This window comes from uncultured Vagococcus sp., assembly GCF_963518325.1.
Classification (GTDB): domain Bacteria; phylum Bacillota; class Bacilli; order Lactobacillales; family Vagococcaceae; genus Vagococcus_D.
On record NZ_CAUQJB010000021.1, the window covers coordinates 37591 to 61808 of the forward strand.

The window sequence follows — 24218 nt, forward strand, 5'->3', positions numbered from 1 at the left end:
AGTCATGATACTTTTTACCAAGCAGGAATAGAGCTTCCTTTTGAGGTTTCTTCAATAATTTTTTTCGTATCCTCTGTTTGGTAGGCTTTAACGATTTTTTGGTACAACTCATTGTCTTTGTCTTCTTTTTTAGCCACAATAATATTGATATAAGGTTTTGAGGTATCATCGATTGGCTCCAAGAAAATTGCATCTTCTTGAGGTAACAATCCTGCATCAATTGCCAATCCATTGTTTATAATCGCAATATCCACGTCTTTCAATGAACGGGCGACTTGAGCCGCATCTAACTCGCTAATTTCCAAATTCAATTTATTTTCAGTGATATCCTTTGGTCTAGGTGTTGATTTAGCTGCTGGATCCACTTTAATTAAGCCAGCTGTTTGTAACAACAGCAACGCTCGACCACCATTGGTTACATCATTAGGAATCGATACTTTCGCACCGTCTTTTAGTTCTTTAATGTCTTTAACTTTCTCCGAATATATCCCTAGAGGCGCTGTTACCGTATTACCAATCGCCACCAAATCCGTACCATGCTCCTCGTTGTAGTTATCTAAAAAGATTTGATGTTGGAATGAGTTTAATTGAATTTCCCCATCCGCTAAAGCCGCATTAGGTTGGTTATAATCTGTAAAGCTGACAATTTCCAAGTCAATCCCCTCTTTTTTCAGACGACTTTGGACATCTTCCCAGACTTCATTATTTTCACCAATCACACCTAACTTCACTTTTTCAGACCCTTTCACTTCTTCAGCCTTTTTACCACAGCCGACTACTAATAAACTCACCGCTACTAACCCGATTAATCCTGCTAATGTTCTCTTTTTCATCATTGTTTCCCCTTTTCATGGCTCTAAGCCTGTTATAATTATTTAAGCATGTTCTGTTTTTCTAATAAAATAATTGCCAATCATTTGGCTAATGAAGACTAAGATTAAGATGATGAGCGTGGCGACAATTACCACATCATTTTGAAATCGATTATACCCTCTTGCAATGGCTAAGTTACCTAAGCCACCACCGCCAACCGCCCCTGCCATGGCCGTTAAACCAATTAAATTAATGACGGTTAAGGCACTAGCTCTAACAATCCCAGGCAGTCCTTCTTTTAAGTAGACTCGGAAAATAATTTCCAAGGTACTTGATCCCATTGCTTGAGCCGCTTCTACCACACCGCCATCGACTTCAAGTAAGGCATTTTGTATTTGTCTGGCAAAAAATGGGACCGTCCCAATAACCAAGGGGACAATCGAAGCTGTTGTGCCGATTGTTGTCCCAACTACCAAACGGGTAAGAGGAGCAATTACGGCTAACATAATAATAAAAGGTATCGACCGACAGATATTGATAATTTTGTCTAATGTTTCATAAACAACCTTATTGGGGGCAATACCCTGTCGGTCGCTGACCACAAGAATTACGCCTAAAATAATGCCAAAGGCGCCAGCAATCACTGCTGTAGCTAACGTCATATAAATGGTCTCGATAGTACTCTGGACCACTTCATCAGATAATTTCACCACGTTGGGGAAATACTGGTTAATAAATTCATTCATTCTCTTTCCTCCTACTAATTCAATTACTAAAACCTCTTAAACGGCTGCTTGTTTAACAAAAGGAATCGTTCGCGACCGTTGGATAGTTAGAGTTTCAACTGAAACACCCAGTTCAATTAAATAGACTTTTGCTCGCTCAATTTGTTTGGTGTCCCCAACTAATATGACAATTAAATTGCCAATTGGCGTTTGATTTAAGACGTCAATATCACCGTATAAAATATTAGCTTCAATCTGATACTTACTATAGAGATGAGCGATTAAAGGTTGACTGGTTTGACTGCCAACATAGGACAAATGGACCAATTGATCACTCTCTTTTAGTTGAACAATAGCTGGATGATCACCGATAGTTTCCAAGGCTTTATTTAAATGATTAGCCGTTTGAATAAAGTCACGCGTCAACTCATTTTTAGGTTTACTGAAAAGGGTCACGATATCACCCGATTCAATCACACGGCCATCTTCCATGACTGCTACCTTGTGGCAAATTTCTTTTACCACTTGCATCTCATGGGTAATTAGCACAATGGTCAGATTCAATCGTTTATTTAATTCCTTTAATAAATCTAAAATAGCAACCGTGGTTTTAGGATCAAGAGCGCTAGTAGCTTCATCACAGAGCAATACCTCAGGATCATTAGCTAAAGCCCTAGCAATTGCCACACGCTGTTTCTGACCACCTGACAATTGACTGGGATACTGATTCGCTTTATCAGAAATCCCCACTAGCTCTAACAGTGAATTCACCTTTTGCTGCTTCTCAATTTTAGTTAGACCTGAACCACGCAAAGGATAAGCCACATTATCGAATACTGTCCGAGCTTCCATTAAATTGAAATGTTGAAAAATCATGCCAATTTTTTTGCGAGCTTGGCGAAGTTCTTTTTTTGACAAAGTTCCCAAGTCCTGATTATTCACCACAACCCGCCCCTTCGTAGGAGGTTGAAGATAATTAATCACCCTCACCAACGTACTTTTCCCGGCCCCACTGTACCCAACAATGCCATAAACTTCACCTTTTTTTATCGTCAGCGAGACATCACGAACGGCATTAACAACTTTCTCTTTACCTGTAAAGGTAACCTCAATGTTTTCTAATTTAATCATCCTATATCCTCCTCTTGTCTATAAAAAAATCGCCCTTCTAACCCATCAGCCTATTCGCTAACAGATTAGAAGGACGATTTAACTCGCGTTACCACCTTCATTCGATTAAGACTACCATCTTAATCCTCTTCAAGTACTGAAACAATACTCTAGCACTATAACGGGTGCTCCCATCGTAGCCTTGTGGTCTCCCACTCGGTACGCTGCTCCAAGACCATTTTCACTAGCTCACTTACTTCATCTGCTCTCATCTAATTGCCAGATTCTCTGTAAAAGTGTGACCTACTTACTTTCCTTTTCATCGCATTTACTTATTTTATATATTTGTTCCGATCAATCTGTCTTTCCAGTTCTCACTAACCCATTAACTCAGGGGCCTACCTAGCGCCTTATCTACACGTCTCGCTTTAACCATTCCATTGATAAACTACAGACATCTGAATTAAGGTTTTCCCGGCGGGGTATGGGAAAACAGAAAAAAACTTCCGCCCTCGCAATACTTAATGTACTGCAAGGACGAAAGTTAAACATTCGTGTTACCACCTTGATTTATTTCTTTATCACTAAAGAAATCTTAACCAGTTCACAAAGCACCATTGTCTTTGCATACTGTGACACGCTATCGGGTGTCTTCACCGTAATTGGCTAAAAGTAGCTTCTCACCAATTGCCCATCCAAGACCATCTTCAATTTATTAATCATTGCCCACTTTCACCAAACAGGGCTCTCTTTAAAATGATGCCTAAATTTACTCTTCTTTTCATTTGAGACTATTAATTCAGTTGTTAATAATGACTATACACAAGTTGAAAAAAATTGTCAATAACTTTTCTGCACTTTTTCAAAAAAACAACGAAGGACCTTTAAACAATCCTTCGCTGTTACGATTATTCTGCAGATAAAGCAGCCATGGTGATATAGTTATATGGCTGGTTAAAATGTGGCAAGAAGAAAATATCCAATAACTTCAATTTATCGATGGTGACTTTCTCTTCGATTGCCAATGAGAACATGTGAATGCCCATTGAAATATCTTCAGTTGAGGCCATTTGCGTCCCTAATACACGACGAGTCTTAGCGTCATAAATGATTCTGATCTTCACATTCCCATTGTCCTTCATAAAGGCCGGTTTTTGCAAATCTTCAAACTCCGTGTATTTAACCTCAAAGCCAGCTTTTTCAGCGGCAGCAATGTTTAGTCCAGTTGAAACCATGTTGTAGCCGAAGATTGAAATCCCGTTAGAACCTTGGACACCAATCGACTCAAGAGGGGTTCCACCAACGTTATGGCCAGCAACAATCCCACTTCGAACAGCATTTGTCGCTAAGGCAATATACGTCGTATCTTCTAAGGCATTACTGTAAATAGTCGCGCAATCGCCGACTGCATAAACATCAGGCAAACTTGTTTCTTGTTTTAGGTTAACTTTATAGGCGCCATTTGTAAATGTTTCGATATTATCTTTTCCAAGTGTGTTATTAGGGGCAAATCCGATGGCCATTAAGACTAAATCAGCGGCATATTCACCTTTATCAGTCACGACAGTCGTTACTTTTCTGTCCACACCTTTGTATTCCTGAACCAATTCCCCAAAATGATTATGGATGCCATTGTTTTCTAGCACTTTGTCCATATCTTTTGTAAACCAAGAATCATAGTACGTATTTAAACATGTATCGGCTGCATCGAACAAACGAACATTTTTGCCCCGACGTTTAGCAGCTTCAGCAATCTCAACACCAATATAACCAGCGCCGATAACAGCAACTTCCTTCACGTGATGGTCAGATAAAGCTTGATCCGCTGTTTGTCCATCTTGGAACAATTTAACGAATTGAACATTTTCCAAATCACTGCCGATAATATTCGGTGCAATTGGAACAGAACCCGTTGCTAAAATTAATTTATCATAACTTTCGACAATTTCTTCGCCCTCTTTTGTTTTAGCAAATACTTTTTTCTTGTCAAAATCGATTGATTCAACACTAGTTTCCATGTGAACCTTCGCACTTTTATCCTCAAAAGCTTCTTTATTTGTGTAAAATAAGTGTTCGTAGGAATTGATTTGACGACCAACCCAAAGGGCGGTTCCGCATCCTAGGTAACTCAAATTCGTGTTACGGTCAAAGATAACTAATTCGTTCTCTGGATAACTATCCAAAAGTGTATTTGCAGCAGCAATCCCGGCATGATTTGCACCAATTAAAACTATTTTACTCATAAAGTGTGCTCCTTCAATTTTATTTTCGTCCACCGACCGAAACGGACGTATTGTGAACGATATCATAACTTTACCGCAAAAAAATAGAAATTTCAACAAAATAATCATTTTTTCACAATATTTCATTAAATAGTCCAAATTAAAACAAAAAGGGTTAGGTTAACAAACACTAACTTTGCTTTTTTTAGTCAAAAAAGATAAACTTATCTTTAGTAAGACAATCATTTTTCAAATAAAAGGACGTCTATTTATGAAACTAAGCATTAGAGAACGACAAATTCAGACAATTCCGACCCTAGAAGTTGTCCCTGAGCATTTAGCCAATCAACCTTTACCACTTATCGTTTACTACCATGGCTGGCGCAACAACAAAGAATTGATGCTAACACAAGCACGACGGCTTGCTGGAAAAGGATTCCGAGTGATCTTGCCCGACGCCATGAATCACGGCGAACGCAAAGTGACTGAGATTTCAACCATTCCTGGCGTCACCTTTTGGTCCAGTATTCAATACAACATCATCGAGTTCAACGTGATTGTGGCCTATTTCGAAGATCGTCAATGGATTCTTGACAAGCGAATCGGTGTTGGTGGGTATTCCATGGGTGGAATCACTACTGCCGCCCTTTTAAGCCAACATCCTGAAATCAAAGTGGCCTCAAGTATCATGGGAACGCCGAAACCCTTTGATTATTTAAGGCTAATTCAAACGAAAGTTCGCCAAAATAATTATCCCTTGCCAGCAGATTTAAGGTTAATTTTAAGTTGGATTCCCCAATTTGATTTATCTCTTCAACCCGAAAAAATGGCAAACCGACCAATTCTTTTTTGGCACGGCACTGAAGATGAAAAAATACCGTATCATCAGGCCTACGACTTTTATCTCGACAACCTAGAGCAATCCTATAGTCAAAATACGGTCTTTTTAACTGGCCAGGGAGAAGGACATCTCGTAACAATTGAATTAATGGAACAAATTGCCGATTTTTTTGACGAACACCTATAGAGAGGCCCCCGGTCAAACAAAAAACAGGCTAGGGCGATAATATCGCGACTAGCCTGTTTTTTGTTAATTAGATTTCATCAATTCTTCAACGTATTTAACTGTTTCAGGTTGAGTCTCTTTAATGCGTTTAATTGACTCTGCAAATTGTGGTAAGTGGTCTTCATGAGCTAATAATAACTCATCCAACAAGGTTCTAGCCATTGTTCCACCTGGCACTAATGGGTTCACAGTGAAAGCTTGTAGAGCTGCACCATAGTCCCCTGTAATCGCAGCGCGAATCGTTGTTTCTTCCATGCCTTTCATGCCTTGAATCAAACCACGAGCAGCTGGTGGGAAACTTCCCCAGTTATAAGGCTCTGGTCCATGACTTGTTACCGGTCCAGATACTTCAACCACACAGTCGTAAGGTAAGTCTACAATCGTCCCATTGTTCTCAGTTGAAACAACCATATCGGTCCGTTTGTCATTTTGAATAGAGGCAATTAACTCACAAGCTGCATCGCTGTAGTGAGTGCCGCCACGTTGCTCTAACTCTTTTGGCTTATAATCCAACTTAGGGTCTTTGTAAAGTTCGAACAAACGGGCTTCCGTTGCCTTCACGACTTGAGCACGTGTTTCGCCTTTTTCAAATTCTTCAATTGAATGAGCTAACATTTCGTCTTCAATGTAGTAATAACGGTGGTAACCGCAAGGCAACATTCCCAAATCTTTGATTTGTTCGTAATGGAATGGCGCTGAATGAATGTTTTTTAAGTGGCTGTCCGCTTCTTCTTGAGGCCCATAAATTAAATCAATTAATTCGTCCGTCCGTTCATTGCCTTCTTTATCCCACACACGATGCCAATGGAAATGATTGATTCCGGCATATTTAATAAATAATTCTTCTTCTGGAACGCCTAATTTTTCAGCAGCTTGTTTGGAATGACCAATCGGCACATTACATAAACCAGCCGTTTTTTTCCAACCACCATGTTTAATGGCTGCTTCTGTGACCATTCCAGCTGGATTAGTAAAGTTAACTAACCAAGCATTTGGACACATTTCTTCCATGTCTTTAATAATATCTAAAATAACAGGAATCGTTCTGAATGCTTTAAACATCCCTCCTGCCCCATTTGTTTCCTGACCTAAGACACCATGAGAAAGTGGCACGCGTTCATCTTTAATTCGAGCGTCCAATAAGCCAACTCGGAACTGCGTTGACACATAATCGGCATCTTTTAAAGCTTCCCGGCGATCAAGAGTCAAATGAACTTCCCAATCAAGACCAGCTGCTGCAACCATTCGTTTGGCCATTGCCCCGACCACTTCTAATTTCTCTTTTCCTGCTTCAATATCAACTAACCAAATTTCTTTGATAGGTAATTGATCTTGACGTTTGATGTAGCCTTCGATTAACTCCGGCGTGTAACTTGATCCGCCACCAATTGTAACGATTTTCAATGCATTTCTTGACATGATAACCCTCCATTTGATTATATTTACTGCTAAAATTAACTAAGCAGAATCTCACGAGCAAGTTGAATGACGTTGAGCTTTTTTTAATTTGCCCTTCAACACCTTTAGAATAACATAAAAGAAAGCGGTCTTAAATGGCAAACAGACCATTTAGAGAGATAAAAAATGTGTTTTTCAGAAAAAAACACTGGCAGCTTTTGATTGAAAGCTACCAGTGCCTGTTATAAGTTTTGAGTCTGTAGAGCTCTCAGTCCGATAAAGATGAAAATCGCCATTGAGATAACAGCCGTCATCCCTTGAACCATACTCATACTCGAAACAGAAATATCTGTTGAAAAGCCAAAAATGTTGAAAAAATTACTGATAAAACTATTGGCCATACTAAAACCGATTGACACTAGGATGGCCGTATTACGCCCCTTCATTAAAATCGTAGCCGCCGTAATCATCACCACACTGTTTAAGACAGATAAGAGACTGCTAAACAATATTACCAAAACATCAATATCAAGATTTAGGAGATTAAAGAGCTCAACAAACCCTTTGAAGACCTCATTGATTTGACCACCAATTGTCATTTGAACCAAGCCAATCACAAACGGTCCTGCCATAACCGCTATAAAAACCCCTAAAGATAATAAAATCACCGCCCCAATCTTAGCAAAAAATAACTTGGAACGGTTCACGCCAGACGCGATCATCATAGCCATGACATTATTTTTATAGTCAATGGACAACACGTGAAAGGGAAACAGAAATAAAAAGATACCATTAGCAAAAATCAGTAAAACAAAAATCACCGTCATAATAGATGAAAATCTCATTAAAAAGCTTTCACTGCCGAGATGTTGGGTTGTCGTAAATAATATTGAATAAAATAACGCTGTAAGTGTGTTTAAAGCCGCTAAAATTGCGACTGCCAATAAATATTTTTTATCTTGGAGGAATTTAAACAACTCCATTTTAAAAATTAATCCACCAGTCATTGAATCATCCCTCCTAGTTTAATTTATCTGCCAAGACTGGAACCTTGCTCATCTCGGTAATCATAATATGTTTGTTGTACAACAGGTGATACACTTCCATCCATTGTGGGTTAGCCGTATCTAACTTAATAACCCCTTCTTTATTCATTTGGAATGGCACTTGATACTCTCGCAGAATGTCTGCTACAGCTTGATTGTCAGTAGTCAAAAGTAGACGGACAGCTGTTTTACGTTCTTCAACAAGGTCGATTGACTCTAAAATTCTTCCCTTATCAATCACAATCACTTCGTCACATAAGGTTTCCAAATCATTTTGGACATGACTCGAAATTAAAAGTGTTTGACCATTTTTAGTCAGTGTCTTCAAATACTCTTTAAACCACGCCACTGTTTTAACGTCTAAACCACGAAAGGGTTCATCTAAAATTAGAATCTTAGGATTATGCAATAAAGCAATTAATAAGATTAACTTTTTTTGCATGCCATAGGAATAATGAGATACTTTTTCATCTAAAGCGTCCAATAGATCCAGTTCTACCGCTAAACGGCGTGCCTCCTCCTCGTTCTGTTCGCCACGTAATCCAGAAAAATAGAGAATATTAAACCAACCAGTATGGTCTTGATAAACCGACATTCCATCTAGCACAATTCCCACATTTAACAACACTTGGTTGTCTTCTTTCACATTGGCGTCGCCGATAAAGATATCACCCGAATAAGTGGCGATGATGTTTGTCAGACATTTAAACAGAGTGGTTTTCCCAGCCCCATTGTGACCAACCAAACCATAGGTCTTTCCTTGTTCCAGACGCAGATGTTCCACACTTAGGACTTCTTTGACGCCGTAACGCATTTGTAAATTTTCAATGCGTATTTCCATTAACTCACCTTCCTTACTATCATTCAATGCAAAATGACACTTATTATTGTACCATTAAATTACAATAATTAAGTTTTATACATCAAAAAACATTCGTTATGCATATTTCTTAACTAAATCTTGGAGAATACCATAGATGGTTTCAACATCAGTTGGCGTTCCTCTTAATTCATAATCGGCTAAAAAGGGGAAATTAAATTTTTCTGCGTATTGTTTGGCTGTTAAACAATATTGCCAATTAAAATTTTTATTGCCACTGCCAACCACTCCTAAACACATGCTACGATTAGCATGGTACTCAATATATTCTCCCAATGTATTGGTCATAATTTCAGTTGTACCGTTATCCAATCCATTCCCACCGTCAAGATATGTCGGCACAAAGGCGACAAAAGGTTCTGCTTCATCTTCAAAATGGCTTTGATCGGTGATTTCCTTTAATTCAATCAAAGGCATCTCTTGGGACAAGGTTCGCTGAACCTCACCATAAGCTTGCAGTTTTTTGACAAATGCTCGAGTGTTTCCTGAAACTGAAAAAAATAAAATTCTAATAGTCATGACTAACCTCCTATGTCTATTTTATCACTAGGCAAATTACTGAAGGGCCTCCTCAGCACCACTTTTGCCTGACTCTATTATACCTGTTTCCCAAAAGAAGAAAAGGCTGTTTGATTCCTTTAATAAAAGAATCAAACAGCCATAGCTGATCAGTCAAACTTCAAATCATCACGTTGGCGGAAATAACTGATAATTAGGCGCAGGACAATCGTGATTGCCAATAAAACGATGAAAAACGGCAGGGTTTGACTAGTTAAAAACCCAATAAACAAAATCGAATGAAATAACATCGCTGCCACATAGATCCCAATTGACGTAGTAATTATTAAAAAGATTCGCAAAGGGTTAAGGGGCAAACAAGCTTTAATAACTGCAATTAAACTAACAGCGATTAATAAGTAATACATGAGGGTGGTTGTTTCTAATTCTGACCAACCACGATTGGCGCCAATCAGGTAAACGGCAATCACGTTTATTAAGACTAACAGCGCATTAGGTAGCGCGTTTCTCAAGACCGTTGGCAAAAATTTACCTTTAATCTTTCGCTTATCGCCTTCAAAGGATAAGAAAAAGGCCGGGTACCCTTCAATGGCCAGATCAATCAAGGTGATTTGTATAGGCACAAAAGGAAATGCAATTGCCGTCAACGCGCAGATAATCGATAAGAAAAAAGAATAAATAGTTTTAATAAAAAATACACTTGCTACTTTAGTGACATTGTTAACGACTCGACGACCTTCAAATAACACATCAGGCAATGTTGTGAAATCAGAATCCAATAGGACCAGATTAGCTATTTGCCGTGTAGCACTGTCTCCTTCGGCCATGGCGATGCTACAGTCAGCTTCGCGGAGCGCCAACACATCGTTAACCCCATCGCCGGTCATAGCTACCACATGATCTTGGGCCTTTAATTCATTTACTAAAATTCGTTTCTGTTGAGGCGATACGCGGCCAAAAACTGTATAGTTAGTGACGGCCAAACGAACCTCTTCTTCCGTTTCGACTGAAGACAGATCAACATAGTTTTGATAATTTGGCAGGCCCGCACGGCGCGCAATATTTGAAACCGTCACAGGATTATCGCCTGAAATCACCTTTAATTCTACACCTTCAGCATGTAGATAAGCCAACGTTTTATCGGCATTTTGACGAATCGGATCATCGATTTCAAAAATAGCCAGTGGCTTAAGCTGAGGCAAAGTCATGTCCACAATCGGCTGAACACTTATCGCCATCATTAGAACTCGATAGCCTTCTTTTTGCCCATTCAAAACCGTACTCGGCAAGTCACGCTCTGAAACAAGACGCTCGGGAGCCCCTAAAACAACAGTTCCTAAACCAGCAAATTTAACGGCTCCCCACTTTCGTTCAGAAGAAAAGTCAATGGTCTCCTCTGCCTTAAAGGCTTCGTTTTCTTGAAAGTACTCACGAATCGCCTGCATGGTAATATTACTGTCGGTCGAAGCCTTTAAATAACTACCAATAATGTCTAAAAAATACTGCTCATCCGTCTCAAATAATTCCACTTGTTGGACCTTCATTTTGCCTTCGGTAATCGTTCCTGTCTTATCTAGACACAAGGTATCCACATGAGCCAATGTTTCCACTGAATACATATCTTGGACTAAAACCCGTTTATTGGCAAGCTTCGTTACAGCTGTAGCCAAGGCAATACTGATTAACAGCACCAACCCCTTAGGTAGCATCCCCAAGAGAGCCGCTGCGGCTGCAACAACGGCTACTTTAGGATCACTTTGCCGTAAAAACAAACCTTCTAATAATAAGACCAAACCTAATGGCACAATAATAAAACTGGTGAACTTCGACACTTTGCGAATTGAGTTAACCAGCTCCGATTGAATGGGTTTATGAACCTTTGCTTCATCGGCAATTTTGGTGGCATAATTATCTTTACCAACCCGATTAACACGAGCTAAACATTGACCACTTGCTAAAAAACTACCTGATAACAATTCGCTTTCAGCCACTTTTTCAATTAAATCTGATTCCCCGGTTAATAACGACTCGTTAACTTCAGCTTGCCCCGCCACTACTAACATATCTGACTGAACCTGCTCACCTGCTTTCAAGCGAACTAAATCACCTAATACCAAGTCTGTCGCGTCAATGGTTACGGCTTCGCCTTCACGAATTACACTTGCTTGTTCTTTTGACACAAGGGATAATTTTGCCACCATATTACGGGCATGAATTTCTTGATAAATTCCGATGGAAATATTGACTGCAATAATGGCTAGATAAGCCATATTGCTATAAGCCCCAACAAGAGCCAACCCCACACCTATCAGTACATTCAATAAATTAAACAACGTTAAGACATTATCTTTTAAAATATCTTTAGTTGACTTTGCTACGTTTTCTTCGTAATTGTTTTGTTGACCCTCTGCTTGACGTTGTTTAACTTCTGACAACGTTAACCCCTGCTGAGTCTTTAAATAATTTTCCATGTACGTCTCCTTTTTCTCACTCATCTAGTTACGTCTTAGAATGGAAGTTTGTCAATTTTTTTCATAATTGACATATTCCATCTGACAATATCAGCATAGAAAAAGTTCCCACCATTTTCGTATAAATACCCTCTATTGCGCATAAACGCTTGAGGATTCATGTAACGGTATTGTTTTCCAGTGTTATTTCCCAACATCGGCGCCAAAATATCCCGAGAGTATGTTTCGGCCAATTCAATCGTATTTTTATTGCCATTTTTACTAACGTAATTAATATAATTACTACCAAAGTTATAGGCCTGAACAGCCGTCCAAATATCAGTGCCTTGATTGTTGCTTTCATTAATAACCTCAGCTAAATGCGCGACGCCAGAATGAATACTTTCTTCTGATGTTGTGATTTGATTGGTCGTTCCATACTTGCTTTCGCTACTTTGCATTAAATCGATATGATTGCCCTTAGTTTCCGTCAAGATAATCGCCATGACGATATCCTCGTATTCACTAATGCCATATTCTTCAGCTGTTTGACTCACTGTCTCTTGCCATTTATTGACCTCTGTTACTTGCTTCTTCAACATGTATATATATCTGATTCCGATAATTAATACGATCAAAAGAAAAAGCATAAACAATCTGCCAATGATACTCTTTCTTTTTCTTTTCATAACTCTTCCAAACCTTTCTCTATAAACTTGATTCACTCAAGTTTGGAAATTTTTAAACTCAGTACGAATTACCATCATACTACTTCTGCCAAAAAATTCCTAGTTTGGAAGTGGTTCTTAAAAAATAATTAATACACTAGGATAGTGTTATTTAATTTGAAAAATATTCACTCAATTCTTTACCAACGCTCATCCCCTCTTCCTTTTTAGAAAATTTCGTAGCAGAAAAAAAACTACTCACTTTTCGCGAGAAAGTTTCTTCCATTACAACACAAGTAGGATATAAAAAAAGATTAACCAACACTTTTAAACATATAAACTAAACATACGATAACAAAAAAACAAAACCACTTCATTTAAGTCATTTTTTAAACCGTTGTTACCTAATGAAAGAGTATCATTTTATCGGATAGAATCTCCCCTTTTTTATCGTCTTGAGAAAATATGTAAATAATATCTGATGCTTGTATAATCGCAAGGAGAAACTCATGAAACCTTGATTTCCTCTGCTATAGTCTATTCGCTTACACGAGCAGTTATATAAAAACCAGTTAACATCCCTCATTACCTATGATATTGAAAACACTTCAAGTCATCTAACAACATTTTGGTAAACCGTAACCATCAAATATATTCAATTAAATAGAAAAGGGAATTGGCTCAATCTTTTTATTAAGCCAATTCCCTTTTTCTATTTAGTTAATTATTGAGTATCTCCTAGAAATTGTTCCATCTCTTCAGCCATTCGTTTTGATTGAGTATGATGCAAATAATGGGAGCCCTCTAACAGAACTAACTTCCCATTAGTAACACTATCTGCTTGTTCCTGATGTAATTCTGTCCAATCTTTGACCGCTGATCCTTCATCCGCAAATAATAATACCGGCAAGTCTTTTGGAAATGCTAATTGTTGCGCTTCTACAAAACTGTTACTCAAAGACGTTGCTTCCCTAGCCAAGGTCTCATTTCCCGTTACTTTCATAGTAATCATATGCATCTGTTCGCTACGGTGAGCTTCTGCTTCATCTTTCGGTTTTTCCCCACCAGAGATTTTCAAAAAAGCTCGCATTATACCTGATTTGGCCAATAAATCCATAGGCGCTGAATTATAACCTGGCCATGGTTGCTTTGGTACACTGCTGTCGATTCCCACAAAAGCTGTTGCTTCTCCTGGGTACTGATTGACATACTCCAAGCTATACAATCCTGAAATCGAATGCCCCATTAGAATAAAGTGCTCTAATTTCAATTGTTTGACCACTTCATGAATTTCCTCAGCCATATTTTCCAAGTTGCGCTCACGGCCCGTTTGGCTACTTAAGCCATAACCGAAAGGCTCTATAGTGACCACTTTATAGTGCTCTGTCAACTCATCAATTAGTGGTGTGAAGTCCAGTCGGGGACTGGCTGTTCCAAAACCTGTCAGTAAAACCACCGTCTCAGGTCCCTCCCCATCGATAGCCACGTTCATTGTCCCATCAAAAACGGCAAGCTTCTGGCCGTAATCTTCTATTTTTTTGGCTTCACTTCGTAAACTTAGACGGTGAGCCGTAAATATCCCCGCTAAAAGAATCCCGATTACCACTATTATGCCAATGATGATTTTTAAAAATGTTTTGCCTATTCTTTTTAAGGTAGTTCCTTGTTTTTTTTCCATTATATTCGCCCCATTCTTCTACATTCATCCCATTTATCTGTCACGCTAACCATTCTGACTTCAACCCTACTTTAATCTAGTATCAAAACAGTTAGGACGTTTGTTTCAAATCACCACATCATCCTTACGCCTCTTTCTTATTGATTTATCCATTTTCGACTTAATTAAACCAAAACATTCAATCGGTATGTTTTAAAATACACTTTATTTTGCTAATTGTCAACTCCCTTTACTTATTAGCTGTATTAAGCGCTTTAAACCTACAATAACCCTATATATGTATGTTTCTGTAAAAAAAATCGCCATTAGAGACGCTCACAATCGACGTTAACTCCTCAGCTAAATTTTGGGTTAAAACAACTGATAAGGAATAAGAAATGGCTAAAATTAAAAGGGTTACTGCGGCCAATAGCCGCCTTACCTGATTGGCTGAACATGATTCTAGGGTTAAAATAGACAACGATGATTTTTCTAAAAGAAAGTTAACACTTGAAATAATATAAAAAGAGAGCGAGTAGACTCATCGCCACAAGTCCATTTTCAGAAAATGAAATCACTCCAGCCCTTTCTCTTCCTCACTTTCAAATAGTTTTCATTGACTTTCCACTCTCAAGATGATACTTTTAATAAGTTGTGTATATTTCAAATTTAAAGGAGATTATTATGGAACAAAAAGAAATCACAGTAAAACATCAACTGATTGACCCTTCGGCTATTGGCCTTTTCGGCTTAGCAATGGTCACACTAGTTGCTTCTTCACAAAAATTAGGTTGGACTGAAGGCGTCGGTGGTGTCATTCCTTGGGCTTTATTCTTAGGTGGAGCAGCTCAGCTCGTAGCAGGAGCTTACGATGCCAAATGTAACAACGTCTTTGGCGCGACTGCTTTCTTCGGTTTTGGCTTTTTCTGGCTTGGCGTTGCCGGCTCTTGGATGATTCAAAACGGTTTATTAGGTGAACAGCTAGCCGCTAGCTATGACCCAAAACAATTAGGTTTTGCGTTTATTGGCTACTTAATCTTTTCAATCTTTATGACGATTGGAGCTGCTGAAACACATAAAGTGTTATTCACTATTTTTGTTTTAATCGATTTTTTGTTTATCGGTTTAGCTTTTTCCACTTTAGGAATCGCCGTTGACTTCTTCCATATGCTGGCGGCAGTTGCTGAATTCTTAATCGCCATTATGTCTTTCTACGGAAGTGCTGCAGCTGTTTTAAACAAACACTTCGGTTATACCTTCTTGCCAGTGGGAAAACCACTTGGTATTTTCAAGAAATAAAAAAAAGATCAACGGTCCCAAAGGACTAGTTGATCTTTTTTTTGGCCAGTTGTTCCAAAGCAGGACCTGTCACTCTAAATACGGTCCAATCTGCCATCGCCTCTGCTCCTAATGACTGGTAAAATGCCACACTTGGGTGATTATCATCTAAGCACCACCACTCCAAGCGCCCACACCCTCGCTCTTTAGTAATCCGAGCCAGTTCTTTCATAAAAGCTTGTCCATAACCCGCTCCTCGATACTCCCTTTTGACATAGAGATCCTCTAAATAAATACCCGAGCGGCCTAGAAACGTTGAAAAATTATGAAAAAAAAGAGCAAATCCCACATTTTGACCTTCTACTACACCAATGATGACCTCTGCTCGTTGCTTTTCAAACAACCACTCCTCTAGCAAGGCTTCCGTTGCCACGACTTCCTTCAATAGCCCTTCATACTCAGCCAGTTCTTTAATAAATTGTAATATCAATGGAACGTCACTTACTAAGGCAGGCCTAAACGTTATGTGCGCCATTAGTTCCTCCTATCCAAAAAAACTGTCTGAAAGTGTCAGACAGTTTTTAAGTTAAAAATCCATTAAAGCCAAAATATCATAACCTTCAATTTTATCGCGACCGTGTAAGTCAGTTAATTCCACAAGGAAGGCACAGCCAACAACGACACCACCTAATTTTTCAATTAACTGGATCGTCGCTTCAATCGTACCACCCGTTGCTAATAAATCATCGCAAATCAGCACACGCTGTCCTGGTTGAATAGCATCTTTATGTAAGGTTAGCGTCGCTTCACCATATTCTAAGCCATAATCCACCTCAATGGTTTCACGCGGTAATTTGCCTTTTTTACGCGCTGGTGCAAAACCGATACCCAATTCATAAGCAACTGGACAACCAATAATAAAGCCACGAGCTTCAGGTCCAACAACCATGTCAACTTGCTTTTCTTTGGCATAATCCACTATTTGTTTCGTCGCTTCGCGGTAAGCCGCACCGTCCCCCATTAATGGTGAGATATCTCTAAAGATAACACCTTTTGCGGGATAATCTGGAATGCTTGCAATATAATCTTTTAAATTCACTATTTTTCCTCCTGTAGCAAAAGCCAGTCACGTAACTCACTCGCATTACTATATAATAAAAACTTTTCAGCTTCAATTTTTAACTCACGCTCTTGATAGCTTTTACTTTCGCTCAAAGCGCGGTTGGCTGGTGCTTCCACCTTGTTCATCACGCCACTGTCTATTGTAACAAATTCCAAGTCAAAAAACACTTGAATCATAAAAATTAACACACTTTCTTCAATTTTTAAAAATGTGGCAATATCTTTTGTTTTATAGCGAACATCAATCTGCTTATGCTGATCAATAAATTTAAATAATTTGCCAAATTGTTCCCGACCTGGCATACCATTCAAATAACATTGCTCCTGAGACTCTGCATAAAGATAAACACGTGAGACATCAAGGGCTTGAATCACCATTTTCACGTCCTCAGCTTTTAGACCACAATCGACAATCACGGCCTCTTGCCAGTTTTCATCTGATAGAACTTGCCCTTCTGCCACTAAGAGAACCTTGTGAGGGACTTCCTTAGTTAAACGGCGATAATTTTTAGGATCAAACGTCAATAAAACCGTCGATTCAACTGAATAATCACTAGCATTAAAAGGCTTGCCCCGTAAATCAAACAATTGAAAATCGGCTACCTGATAATCTTTCACAAAAACTTGCGGTTTACGATTACCATTCCATTCATTGATCGATAGTTGACCCACTAACTGCAACTCATCAGCTGTCGCTAACTCCTCTAAGTCCTTGCCAAAATCAAAGCCAATACAATCAAGTAACTCACCATGTTGTGTCAGTTGGAATTTCAAATGATGTTGACCTGCTCCAATTTGTTTTAAATTGAGGGCTTTAACATGCTCAAACAAAAACTGTGGGGACGGATTATCTGTGCCAAAGGGCGCAAGTAACGTCAGCTGTTGAATAAATTCAATCGTACCGTCGGCAATTGGCAAAATAGCTTCTACTTGTAGCTCAGGACCTTTCGAAAAATCAACGGCTGCTTCAGCAACAAATAAATCCAGAGCGGCTTGCAAGTCGGTTAAACGGTCCATAGGCAATGACATTCCAGCTGCCATGTGATGACCCCCAAAATTAATAAACAGCTCGCTGGCAGCGCTCATGGCTTCAAACAAGTTAACTTGAGACACGCTTCGGCCAGATCCTTTGGCTACTTGAGTTTGCTCATCAATCCCTAAGATTAAAGCTGGTCGTCCCGTTTCTTGGACAATCCGGCTGGCAACAATGCCTAGTACCCCTTCGTGCCATCCCGCTTTCGCCAAAACATACACACCGTGGGCTGGCATCTCTTTAACCATCGCCAAGGCTTCTTCTGTAATAGTTTTAACAATAGTTTGGCGCTCACTATTTTTTGATTGAATAAAATCTGCTAGTTCCACCGCTTCTTCTTCGTCAAAGGTTCCTAACAAAGTCACACCTGGTGAAGCATCCCCTAAACGGCCAATGGCATTTAATCGTGGGCCAATTCCAAAGCCGATATTTTCTTCTGTGATCGCCTCTTGACTCAAGTCCGCCTTTTGGCAAAGTGCTTGCAGACCAATACGATCGCTCTGTTTAAAAATATCCAAGCCTAATTTAACTAACGCTCGGTTTTCACCCGTAACTGACACTAAATCAGCGATGGTCCCAATCGCAACTAAATCTAACATTTCCACAGGAACATCCTCTAGTAAAGCTGAGGCAACTTTAAAGGCCACACCCACCCCTGCTAAATCACCAAAAGGGTAATTTCCTTTTGGATGGCGCGGGTGAATAATGGCGTAAGCATCTGGTAACACTTCAGGCAGTTCATGATGATCGGTCACAATGACATCGACCCCCACTGATTTAGCGAAGTCAATCGCCTCATGCCCAGATACCCCATTATCAACGGTGACAATCAATTGAATGCCATATTCTTCGATAAGACGCTCATAAGCAGCCTTGTTAGGGCCGTAGCCATCTTTAAAACGGTCCGGCAGGTAGAAGAAGGCCTCACCTCCAAGAAGTTCTATAGCCTCTTTCATCACTGTTGTACTGGTGATACCATCTGCATCATAATCACCATAAATTAAAATGGGTTGCCCTTCTTCAACAGCCTGTTGAATCCGTCCAATCCCCCGGTCCATATCAAACATCAGAAATGGATCATGCAACTGTTCCAATCCAGGAGAGAAGAAAGCCTCCAATTGCTCATCACTTCGGATCTCACGGTGCCATAACATGTTAGCAAAAAACGCCGGAAACTGATGAGACTCTAGCCAAGGTATTAAGGCTTCAGCTTCTGGATTATCCTGATGTATTTGCCATGAAAAATTAGCCTGTTTCAAAAATATCCACTCCCTTTATAAACGCTTTTTAAGCCCTAACACTGCAGAAAGGCAAGGAAAATGATCTGTTTCGCCTTATTACTTTCCCTATTTAACGACTTTCTGTAGAGCTGACAAAAGCCGTACTAATCATCATAATTCAGTCATTTTAGTTGTTTAATTTTCCGCAACCAAAGAGGAGTCACTTATTATCCAGTGACTTGGTCTTCTATTATTTTACGAAAGACTTATTACCATTATACCAAAAAATCGAGAATAGCGCTTGAAAAAGTGACAATTCCTTTAATGAGGAAGCCAAAAGAAAAGATAACCCCTCTGCCTAACAGGTAAGATGGGTTATCCTATTGACTTGCTATGTCTGCCTCATCCTACCCTTTTACAACAGAGTATTCTCTTCCGTCTCTTCTGGCTCAATAAAGAGTTCACCAGATAATTCGCGAAATTGTTGCTCCAACTCATCTATTCTCAGCTGTTTTCCCGCTATCACTTGTTCCGTTTCAACTCGTTCTGCTGCAAGAGCTTGCTCCACTCGTTCTTCAATTTCACTTTCGTAGGTAGCAATAGTTGATTTCATTTCTTTGATTTCTTTACGTTGCTTCCAAAAACTAGAAAACCACGTCACAAACACTATCAAGGCCCCTAAGACGGTTGAACCTAAAATAATAAAGATTAAAGGTGATTGAATCGTGCCGAAACCGAAATTAACAGCAACTTTACTTGTATTAATGACGGAAAAAATCGCCACGATAAAAACTAAAATGAACCCGACGATAATTTTACTTTGATTTTTCATGACATCCCCTTCTCTTACTTCGTATTAAACATATTACCTGCGAAATAATCCCCAATTCGTGGGAATAGCAGATAAGCTTTACTAGCAACTTCCAAGATGCCAGGCGCATTGATTTCACGTCGATTAGTATTAAAACTATTGACGATTTTTTCTGCCAACGGCTGCGGTTGTAAAACTAACCAGTTAACATTGGCCAGATAATCTCCCGACTCATCGGCAATATCAAAAAAGTTAGTGGCAATCGGTCCAGGATTAACGGTCGTCACCTTAACACCTAAAGGCTTTAATTCCAGTCTCAGAGCGTTAGAAAACCCAAGAACGGCAAATTTTGTAGCCGAATAAATCGTCGACTTAACAGTTGCCATCTTCGCTGCCTGTGAGGCGATGTTAACAATATGTCCGGTCTGGCGCTCCGCCATGTCAATAGCGATTTTTTGGGTCATATACATCAATCCTAGAACATTGACCCGGAACATCTCCTCAGCTACAGACAAATCAAAATCTGTAAAGTTTCGGAATAAACCAAAACCAGCGCAGTTCACCAAAATATCCACGGCTCCTACATCTTCTGTTATTTTTTCATAGACTTCTTCCACATTATCGGGATTGCCTATATCTAATTGGAAGGAATGGGCTTCAAAATTCGATAATAAGGTACACGCTTCCCGCACCTTTCCGATTAAATTGATCCGGCGAGCACAAACCACAACTATCGCATTTCGTTTAGCCGCTTCGTAAGCAATTTGTTCGCCTAAACCAGCAGAACCACCTGTGATGACAACCACTTTTCCTGTAAGATCAACTTTGGGTAAAAACATACTCTTACTCCCTTCGCTAAGTGGCATTCTGGAATGTCTGTCAGAATGTCCTTAAAATCTGTTATTTTTTTAATTCTTCCTTGCCTAAAAATGGAACATCAATGCAATCAAAATCACGGACAACTCGCGTATTTGGAAAAACCGCTTGCGCTTCTAGCTCTAAATTTCTGGCGTCATTCCCAATATAACGAGCACTGATATGGGTCAATAAAAGTTGTTTAGCCCCCGCCTCACGAGCCACTTCCGCCCCTTGTTTCGTTGTCGAATGGTAATAGGCTTTTGCCAGTTTGCTTTCATCTTGATTAAAGGTGCTTTCATGGACCAACACATCGGCCTCTTTCCCTAAAATAACACTGTTTGGGTGTTTGCGTGTGTCTCCTAGAATAGTTACCGTCCGTCCTTTTTGAGAATGGCCGATAAAGTCACGACCATCAATCACGCGACCGTCTGGTAATTCAACCGTTTCACCTTTTTTCAAACGACCATATAAAGGTCCTGCCGGTATTTTAGCAGCCTTTAATTTCTCAACTTGTAATTCGCCTTCGTGGTCCGCTTCTTCCACCCGATAACCATAACACTCAATCCGGTGATCGAGAGGTAGGCAGGTTACCGTAAATTGATGATCTTTAAAAATAACACCAGTCTCATCTATTTCATTGTAAATAATAGGGTACTTAACATGGGAGTCCGATAGTTTCAGAGTGGTTTCAACAAATTGTTTAATCCCCTTAGGTCCAATAATGGTCAAAGGGGTGTCGCCACCTTGAAAAGAACGGCTACTTAAAAATCCTGGCAAACCAAAGATATGATCCCCATGTAAATGAGTAATAAATATTTTTTCTACTTTGCGCGGACGAATCGTGGTCCGTAAGATTTGTTGCTGAGTTCCTTCACCACAATCAAATAACCAAACGGCATTTCGTTCGTCTAATAATTTTAATGCAATACTCGTCACATTACGCTGTTTTGCTGGCACGCCAGCACCAGTACCTAAAAATTGTAATTCCATATCTACCCTAGCTTTCTGTCTTAATTTCTCACTAATAGTCAACAGAGAAGAGGCTAATTGTCAGCCCTCTCATCCACTTAACCATATTACTAAGAAATAGGTTAAAGAGGCAACACTTTTTTGAAAAGTTTTTCACCGTCTTGACTTAATTGGTTTCTGTCTGTGTCCCTGATTCATGTTTATCTTTATTTTTTTTAGCCTCGTCTTCCATCTTTTGAGCACTTGAAATTTCTTCTTCCACTTCATCAAAATCTAAACGAGTAATATGACCACCTAAACGATTAAAGACTAAATCATTCAATGGACGATTATCAGCTTCTTCGGCAATTAAAACTGCTCCTGTTTGCCCTTCACCAATTTGATCAGCAACTGATTCAAAGATGCTTTTAGCTTCGGTGATTTCCTTGGCATCTTTGGCCCCGCCAATCACGCTACCAGCAAACCAGCCTAGCATCATCGGCAAAAAGCCACCAAACAACCCAATCAGCATACCAATGGTACTACCTTTAGCACTGTTATTGTTACCTGTAAAATCGATAAAATCTTGAATATCAAATTTATGTGTGCCATCTTCTCGATGGGTCACAACTGCCATTTGTTCCCCTTTAATCTCACGTTTCATGTGCATTTTTTTTATTTCGGAAAAAGCTTGATAAGAGACGCTTTCTAATTCAAAGGTTAAAATAATTACTTTTTTTGCCATAACTTGATTCAGCTCCTTAAATTTTACTCTTGAGGTTAAACCCCTGACATGATCGAGCTCATGCTACAAACTCCATACCATCATTGTACCAATAAATACCTGAATACCAAAATTATAACGATGAAAATCCCGAAAAAAATGACAACCAACGACTGTTGGTTGTCATTTCAATTAAATCAGTTCCCTTTTCCTTGTGTTGACCTAATCGACGAACTCAAAGACAAAGGTTTCAATTCTCACTAAGTCACCATCGATGGCCCCTTTAGCACGTAAAGCTTCATCAACACCCATACCACGTAGTTGACGGGCAAAACGCATGGTACTTTCATCACGGTCAAAGTTAGTCATCTTAAAGAGTTTTTCCAAACCTTGTCCTGAAAGAACCCAAGTAGAATCATCATCACGAGAAATTTCAAATTGTTTTTCTTCTGGTGTAAACTCGTAACGAACCGTTTCTTCTTGCATTTCTTCATCATATAACGGGAATTCCGGTGTTGTTTCAATCAAATCAACAGTTGTACTCAATAGAGGCTCAATACCTTTATTCGATAAACTTGAAATCGGGAAAACCGGAATTTTCTCAGCAAATTCATCGTCAATCCCTGCATATAGTTTTTCCTTGAAGATTTTTAAATTCTCTTCTGCATCAGGCATATCCATTTTATTGGCCACAATAATTTGGGGACGTTCCATTAAACGCATGTTGTGAGATTCCAACTCTTTATTGATTGCCAGATAGTCGTCATACGGCTCGCGACCTTCCATTCCACTCATATCAATCACATGGAGAATGACCCGAGTACGCTCGATATGACGTAGGAATTGAGTACCTAAACCAACACCTTGAGAAGCCCCTTCAATCAATCCTGGTAAATCAGCCATAACAAAACTACGGCCATCTGCAACAGAGACCAGACCTAAGTTAGGGACTAAAGTGGTAAAGTGATAAGCCCCAATTTTAGGACGTGCTTTAGAGACAATCGATAGTAAGGTTGATTTACCCACAGATGGAAACCCGACTAAGCCCGCATCTGCCAAGACTTTCAACTCTAATTCAATGATTCGTTCATCACCTGGCTCACCATTTTCAGCAATTTCTGGTGCAGGATTCCGCGGTGAAGCAAATCGGATATTTCCACGGCCACCACGACCACCTTTTGCGACAATTAATTCTTGACCGTGAGTAATTAAATCTCCCAGTAAAGCCCCTGTTTCAGCGTCTCTTACAGTAGTACCTGGCGGAACTGAGACATACGTATCTTTCGCGCCACGGCCATGCATCCCTTTACTCATACCATTTTCACCTGGCGTTGAGCGGAAATGACGGTTAAAACGAAAATCCATTAAGGTTCTTAGGCCCTCTTCAACTACTAAAATCACATCGCCACCGCGACCACCATCGCCACCAGCAGGGCCACCATCTGGTACGTATTTTTCTCTTCTAAAGGCAACCATTCCGTCGCCACCTTTACCAGCGCGAACATCAATTTTTACCTGATCTAAAAACATGGACATTTTTTGTCCTCCTAATCCTCTATATACACTCTGTCATATAATCCTACAAAATTCTCAGAGAAATTAAGTAGCATGTCTATAATTCAAAAGTCTCTTCTCATTTTAAGGGTTATCCACTCGTTTGTCCAACAAAT

General features: G+C 39.5%; 21 protein-coding genes and 2 other annotated features. Of the genes, 2 read left to right on the forward strand and 19 right to left on the reverse strand.

Annotation, left to right across the window (positions count from 1 at the left end):
- Positions 1–14: 14 nt before the first annotated feature.
- From RWN13_RS15635 to nox, 4 genes are all read right to left on the reverse strand, one after another.
- A complete protein-coding gene (locus RWN13_RS15635; RefSeq protein WP_314065499.1) occupies positions 15–833 on the reverse strand; it encodes a MetQ/NlpA family ABC transporter substrate-binding protein in 819 nt (272 codons plus the stop codon).
- Positions 834–875: 42 nt separating this feature from the next.
- A complete protein-coding gene (locus RWN13_RS15640; RefSeq protein ID WP_314065501.1) occupies positions 876–1559 on the reverse strand; it encodes a methionine ABC transporter permease in 684 nt (227 codons plus the stop codon).
- Positions 1560–1595: 36 nt separating this feature from the next.
- A complete protein-coding gene (locus tag RWN13_RS15645) occupies positions 1596–2669 on the reverse strand; it encodes an ATP-binding cassette domain-containing protein (protein WP_314065503.1) in 1074 nt (357 codons plus the stop codon).
- A 66-nt stretch (positions 2670–2735) separates the two neighbouring features.
- Positions 2736–2980, reverse strand: a binding site (T-box leader).
- Between the two features lie 198 nt (positions 2981–3178).
- Positions 3179–3442: a binding site (T-box leader), on the reverse strand.
- Positions 3443–3556: 114 nt separating this feature from the next.
- Complete coding sequence (gene nox, locus RWN13_RS15650; protein WP_314065505.1) at positions 3557–4891, reverse strand: H2O-forming NADH oxidase; 1335 nt, start codon at positions 4889–4891, stop codon at positions 3557–3559.
- Positions 4892–5141: 250 nt separating this feature from the next.
- Here nox and RWN13_RS15655 point away from each other — a divergent pair, with 250 nt between their 5' ends.
- Positions 5142–5897: an alpha/beta fold hydrolase gene (locus RWN13_RS15655; RefSeq protein ID WP_314065507.1), complete on the forward strand. Its 756-nt coding sequence runs from the start codon at positions 5142–5144 to the stop codon at positions 5895–5897.
- A gap of 63 nt (positions 5898–5960) precedes the next feature.
- On the opposite strand, the gene RWN13_RS15660 is transcribed toward RWN13_RS15655, so the two are convergent.
- The 7 genes from RWN13_RS15660 to RWN13_RS15690 form a co-directional block, all read right to left on the reverse strand.
- The gene (locus RWN13_RS15660) at positions 5961–7355 is read right to left on the reverse strand and encodes a 6-phospho-beta-glucosidase (protein WP_314065509.1); all 1395 of its coding nucleotides are present in this window, start codon (positions 7353–7355) and stop codon (positions 5961–5963) included.
- Positions 7356–7576: 221 nt separating this feature from the next.
- A complete protein-coding gene (locus tag RWN13_RS15665) occupies positions 7577–8341 on the reverse strand; it encodes a hypothetical protein (RefSeq protein ID WP_314065511.1) in 765 nt (254 codons plus the stop codon).
- A gap of 13 nt (positions 8342–8354) precedes the next feature.
- The gene (locus tag RWN13_RS15670) at positions 8355–9221 is read right to left on the reverse strand and encodes an ABC transporter ATP-binding protein (protein WP_314065513.1); all 867 of its coding nucleotides are present in this window, start codon (positions 9219–9221) and stop codon (positions 8355–8357) included.
- A 96-nt stretch (positions 9222–9317) separates the two neighbouring features.
- The gene (nrdI, locus tag RWN13_RS15675) at positions 9318–9779 is read right to left on the reverse strand and encodes a class Ib ribonucleoside-diphosphate reductase assembly flavoprotein NrdI (protein WP_399553684.1); all 462 of its coding nucleotides are present in this window, start codon (positions 9777–9779) and stop codon (positions 9318–9320) included.
- Positions 9780–9928: 149 nt separating this feature from the next.
- Complete coding sequence (locus tag RWN13_RS15680) at positions 9929–12250, reverse strand: cation-translocating P-type ATPase (protein WP_314065515.1); 2322 nt, start codon at positions 12248–12250, stop codon at positions 9929–9931.
- 35 nt (positions 12251–12285) lie between these two features.
- Positions 12286–12918 carry a lysozyme family protein gene (locus tag RWN13_RS15685; protein WP_314065517.1) on the reverse strand — a complete coding sequence of 211 codons (633 nt, stop codon included), beginning with the start codon at positions 12916–12918 and terminating at the stop codon, positions 12286–12288.
- A gap of 703 nt (positions 12919–13621) precedes the next feature.
- Entirely contained in the window at positions 13622–14575 is a 954-nt protein-coding gene (locus RWN13_RS15690; protein ID WP_314065519.1) for an alpha/beta hydrolase, read from the reverse strand.
- A 663-nt stretch (positions 14576–15238) separates the two neighbouring features.
- On the opposite strand from RWN13_RS15690, the gene RWN13_RS15695 reads away from it, so the two are divergent.
- Complete coding sequence (locus tag RWN13_RS15695; protein ID WP_314065521.1) at positions 15239–15853, forward strand: acetate uptake transporter; 615 nt, start codon at positions 15239–15241, stop codon at positions 15851–15853.
- Positions 15854–15878: 25 nt separating this feature from the next.
- Here RWN13_RS15695 and RWN13_RS15700 read toward each other — a convergent pair whose 3' ends face one another.
- The 8 genes from RWN13_RS15700 to obgE form a co-directional block, all read right to left on the reverse strand.
- On the reverse strand, positions 15879–16367 hold the full coding sequence (locus tag RWN13_RS15700) for a GNAT family N-acetyltransferase (protein WP_314065523.1): 489 nt from the start codon (positions 16365–16367) through the stop codon (positions 15879–15881).
- A 51-nt stretch (positions 16368–16418) separates the two neighbouring features.
- On the reverse strand, positions 16419–16931 hold the full coding sequence (locus RWN13_RS15705; protein ID WP_314065525.1) for an adenine phosphoribosyltransferase: 513 nt from the start codon (positions 16929–16931) through the stop codon (positions 16419–16421).
- Positions 16931–19246 (reverse strand): single-stranded-DNA-specific exonuclease RecJ, encoded by a 2316-nt coding sequence (gene recJ, locus RWN13_RS15710; protein WP_314065527.1) that lies wholly within the window; start codon positions 19244–19246, stop codon positions 16931–16933. The genes RWN13_RS15705 and recJ overlap by 1 nt, the downstream gene beginning before the upstream one ends.
- 376 nt (positions 19247–19622) lie before the next feature.
- Complete coding sequence (locus RWN13_RS15715; protein ID WP_314065528.1) at positions 19623–20039, reverse strand: lipopolysaccharide assembly protein LapA domain-containing protein; 417 nt, start codon at positions 20037–20039, stop codon at positions 19623–19625.
- A gap of 14 nt (positions 20040–20053) precedes the next feature.
- A complete protein-coding gene (locus tag RWN13_RS15720) occupies positions 20054–20857 on the reverse strand; it encodes an SDR family oxidoreductase (RefSeq protein ID WP_314065530.1) in 804 nt (267 codons plus the stop codon).
- 61 nt (positions 20858–20918) lie between these two features.
- Entirely contained in the window at positions 20919–21866 is a 948-nt protein-coding gene (gene rnz, locus RWN13_RS15725) for a ribonuclease Z (RefSeq protein ID WP_314065532.1), read from the reverse strand.
- Between the two features lie 145 nt (positions 21867–22011).
- Positions 22012–22569: a DUF1269 domain-containing protein gene (locus RWN13_RS15730; protein ID WP_314065534.1), complete on the reverse strand. Its 558-nt coding sequence runs from the start codon at positions 22567–22569 to the stop codon at positions 22012–22014.
- 201 nt (positions 22570–22770) lie between these two features.
- Entirely contained in the window at positions 22771–24084 is a 1314-nt protein-coding gene (obgE, locus tag RWN13_RS15735) for a GTPase ObgE (protein ID WP_314065536.1), read from the reverse strand.
- Between the last annotated feature and the right edge of the window lie 134 nt (positions 24085–24218).

Coding starts and splice junctions, on each gene's coding strand:
- RWN13_RS15640 (WP_314065501.1), bottom strand. CDS start 1,559: ATGAATGAATTTATTAACCAGTATTTCCCCAACGTGGTGAAATTATCT.
- RWN13_RS15730 (WP_314065534.1), bottom strand. CDS start 22,569: ATGGCAAAAAAAGTAATTATTTTAACCTTTGAATTAGAAAGCGTCTCT.
- nrdI (WP_399553684.1), bottom strand. CDS start 9,779: ATGACTATTAGAATTTTATTTTTTTCAGTTTCAGGAAACACTCGAGCA.
- RWN13_RS15655 (WP_314065507.1), top strand. CDS start 5,142: ATGAAACTAAGCATTAGAGAACGACAAATTCAGACAATTCCGACCCTA.
- RWN13_RS15670 (WP_314065513.1), bottom strand. CDS start 9,221: ATGGAAATACGCATTGAAAATTTACAAATGCGTTACGGCGTCAAAGAA.
- RWN13_RS15700 (WP_314065523.1), bottom strand. CDS start 16,367: ATGGCGCACATAACGTTTAGGCCTGCCTTAGTAAGTGACGTTCCATTG.
- RWN13_RS15720 (WP_314065530.1), bottom strand. CDS start 20,857: ATGTTTTTACCCAAAGTTGATCTTACAGGAAAAGTGGTTGTCATCACA.
- obgE (WP_314065536.1), bottom strand. CDS start 24,084: ATGTCCATGTTTTTAGATCAGGTAAAAATTGATGTTCGCGCTGGTAAA.
- RWN13_RS15660 (WP_314065509.1), bottom strand. CDS start 7,355: ATGTCAAGAAATGCATTGAAAATCGTTACAATTGGTGGCGGATCAAGT.
- rnz (WP_314065532.1), bottom strand. CDS start 21,866: ATGGAATTACAATTTTTAGGTACTGGTGCTGGCGTGCCAGCAAAACAG.
- RWN13_RS15690 (WP_314065519.1), bottom strand. CDS start 14,575: ATGGAAAAAAAACAAGGAACTACCTTAAAAAGAATAGGCAAAACATTT.
- RWN13_RS15680 (WP_314065515.1), bottom strand. CDS start 12,250: ATGGAAAATTATTTAAAGACTCAGCAGGGGTTAACGTTGTCAGAAGTT.
- RWN13_RS15695 (WP_314065521.1), top strand. CDS start 15,239: ATGGAACAAAAAGAAATCACAGTAAAACATCAACTGATTGACCCTTCG.
- RWN13_RS15685 (WP_314065517.1), bottom strand. CDS start 12,918: ATGAAAAGAAAAAGAAAGAGTATCATTGGCAGATTGTTTATGCTTTTT.
- RWN13_RS15665 (WP_314065511.1), bottom strand. CDS start 8,341: ATGACTGGTGGATTAATTTTTAAAATGGAGTTGTTTAAATTCCTCCAA.
- RWN13_RS15645 (WP_314065503.1), bottom strand. CDS start 2,669: ATGATTAAATTAGAAAACATTGAGGTTACCTTTACAGGTAAAGAGAAA.
- RWN13_RS15715 (WP_314065528.1), bottom strand. CDS start 20,039: ATGAAAAATCAAAGTAAAATTATCGTCGGGTTCATTTTAGTTTTTATC.
- nox (WP_314065505.1), bottom strand. CDS start 4,891: ATGAGTAAAATAGTTTTAATTGGTGCAAATCATGCCGGGATTGCTGCT.
- RWN13_RS15635 (WP_314065499.1), bottom strand. CDS start 833: ATGAAAAAGAGAACATTAGCAGGATTAATCGGGTTAGTAGCGGTGAGT.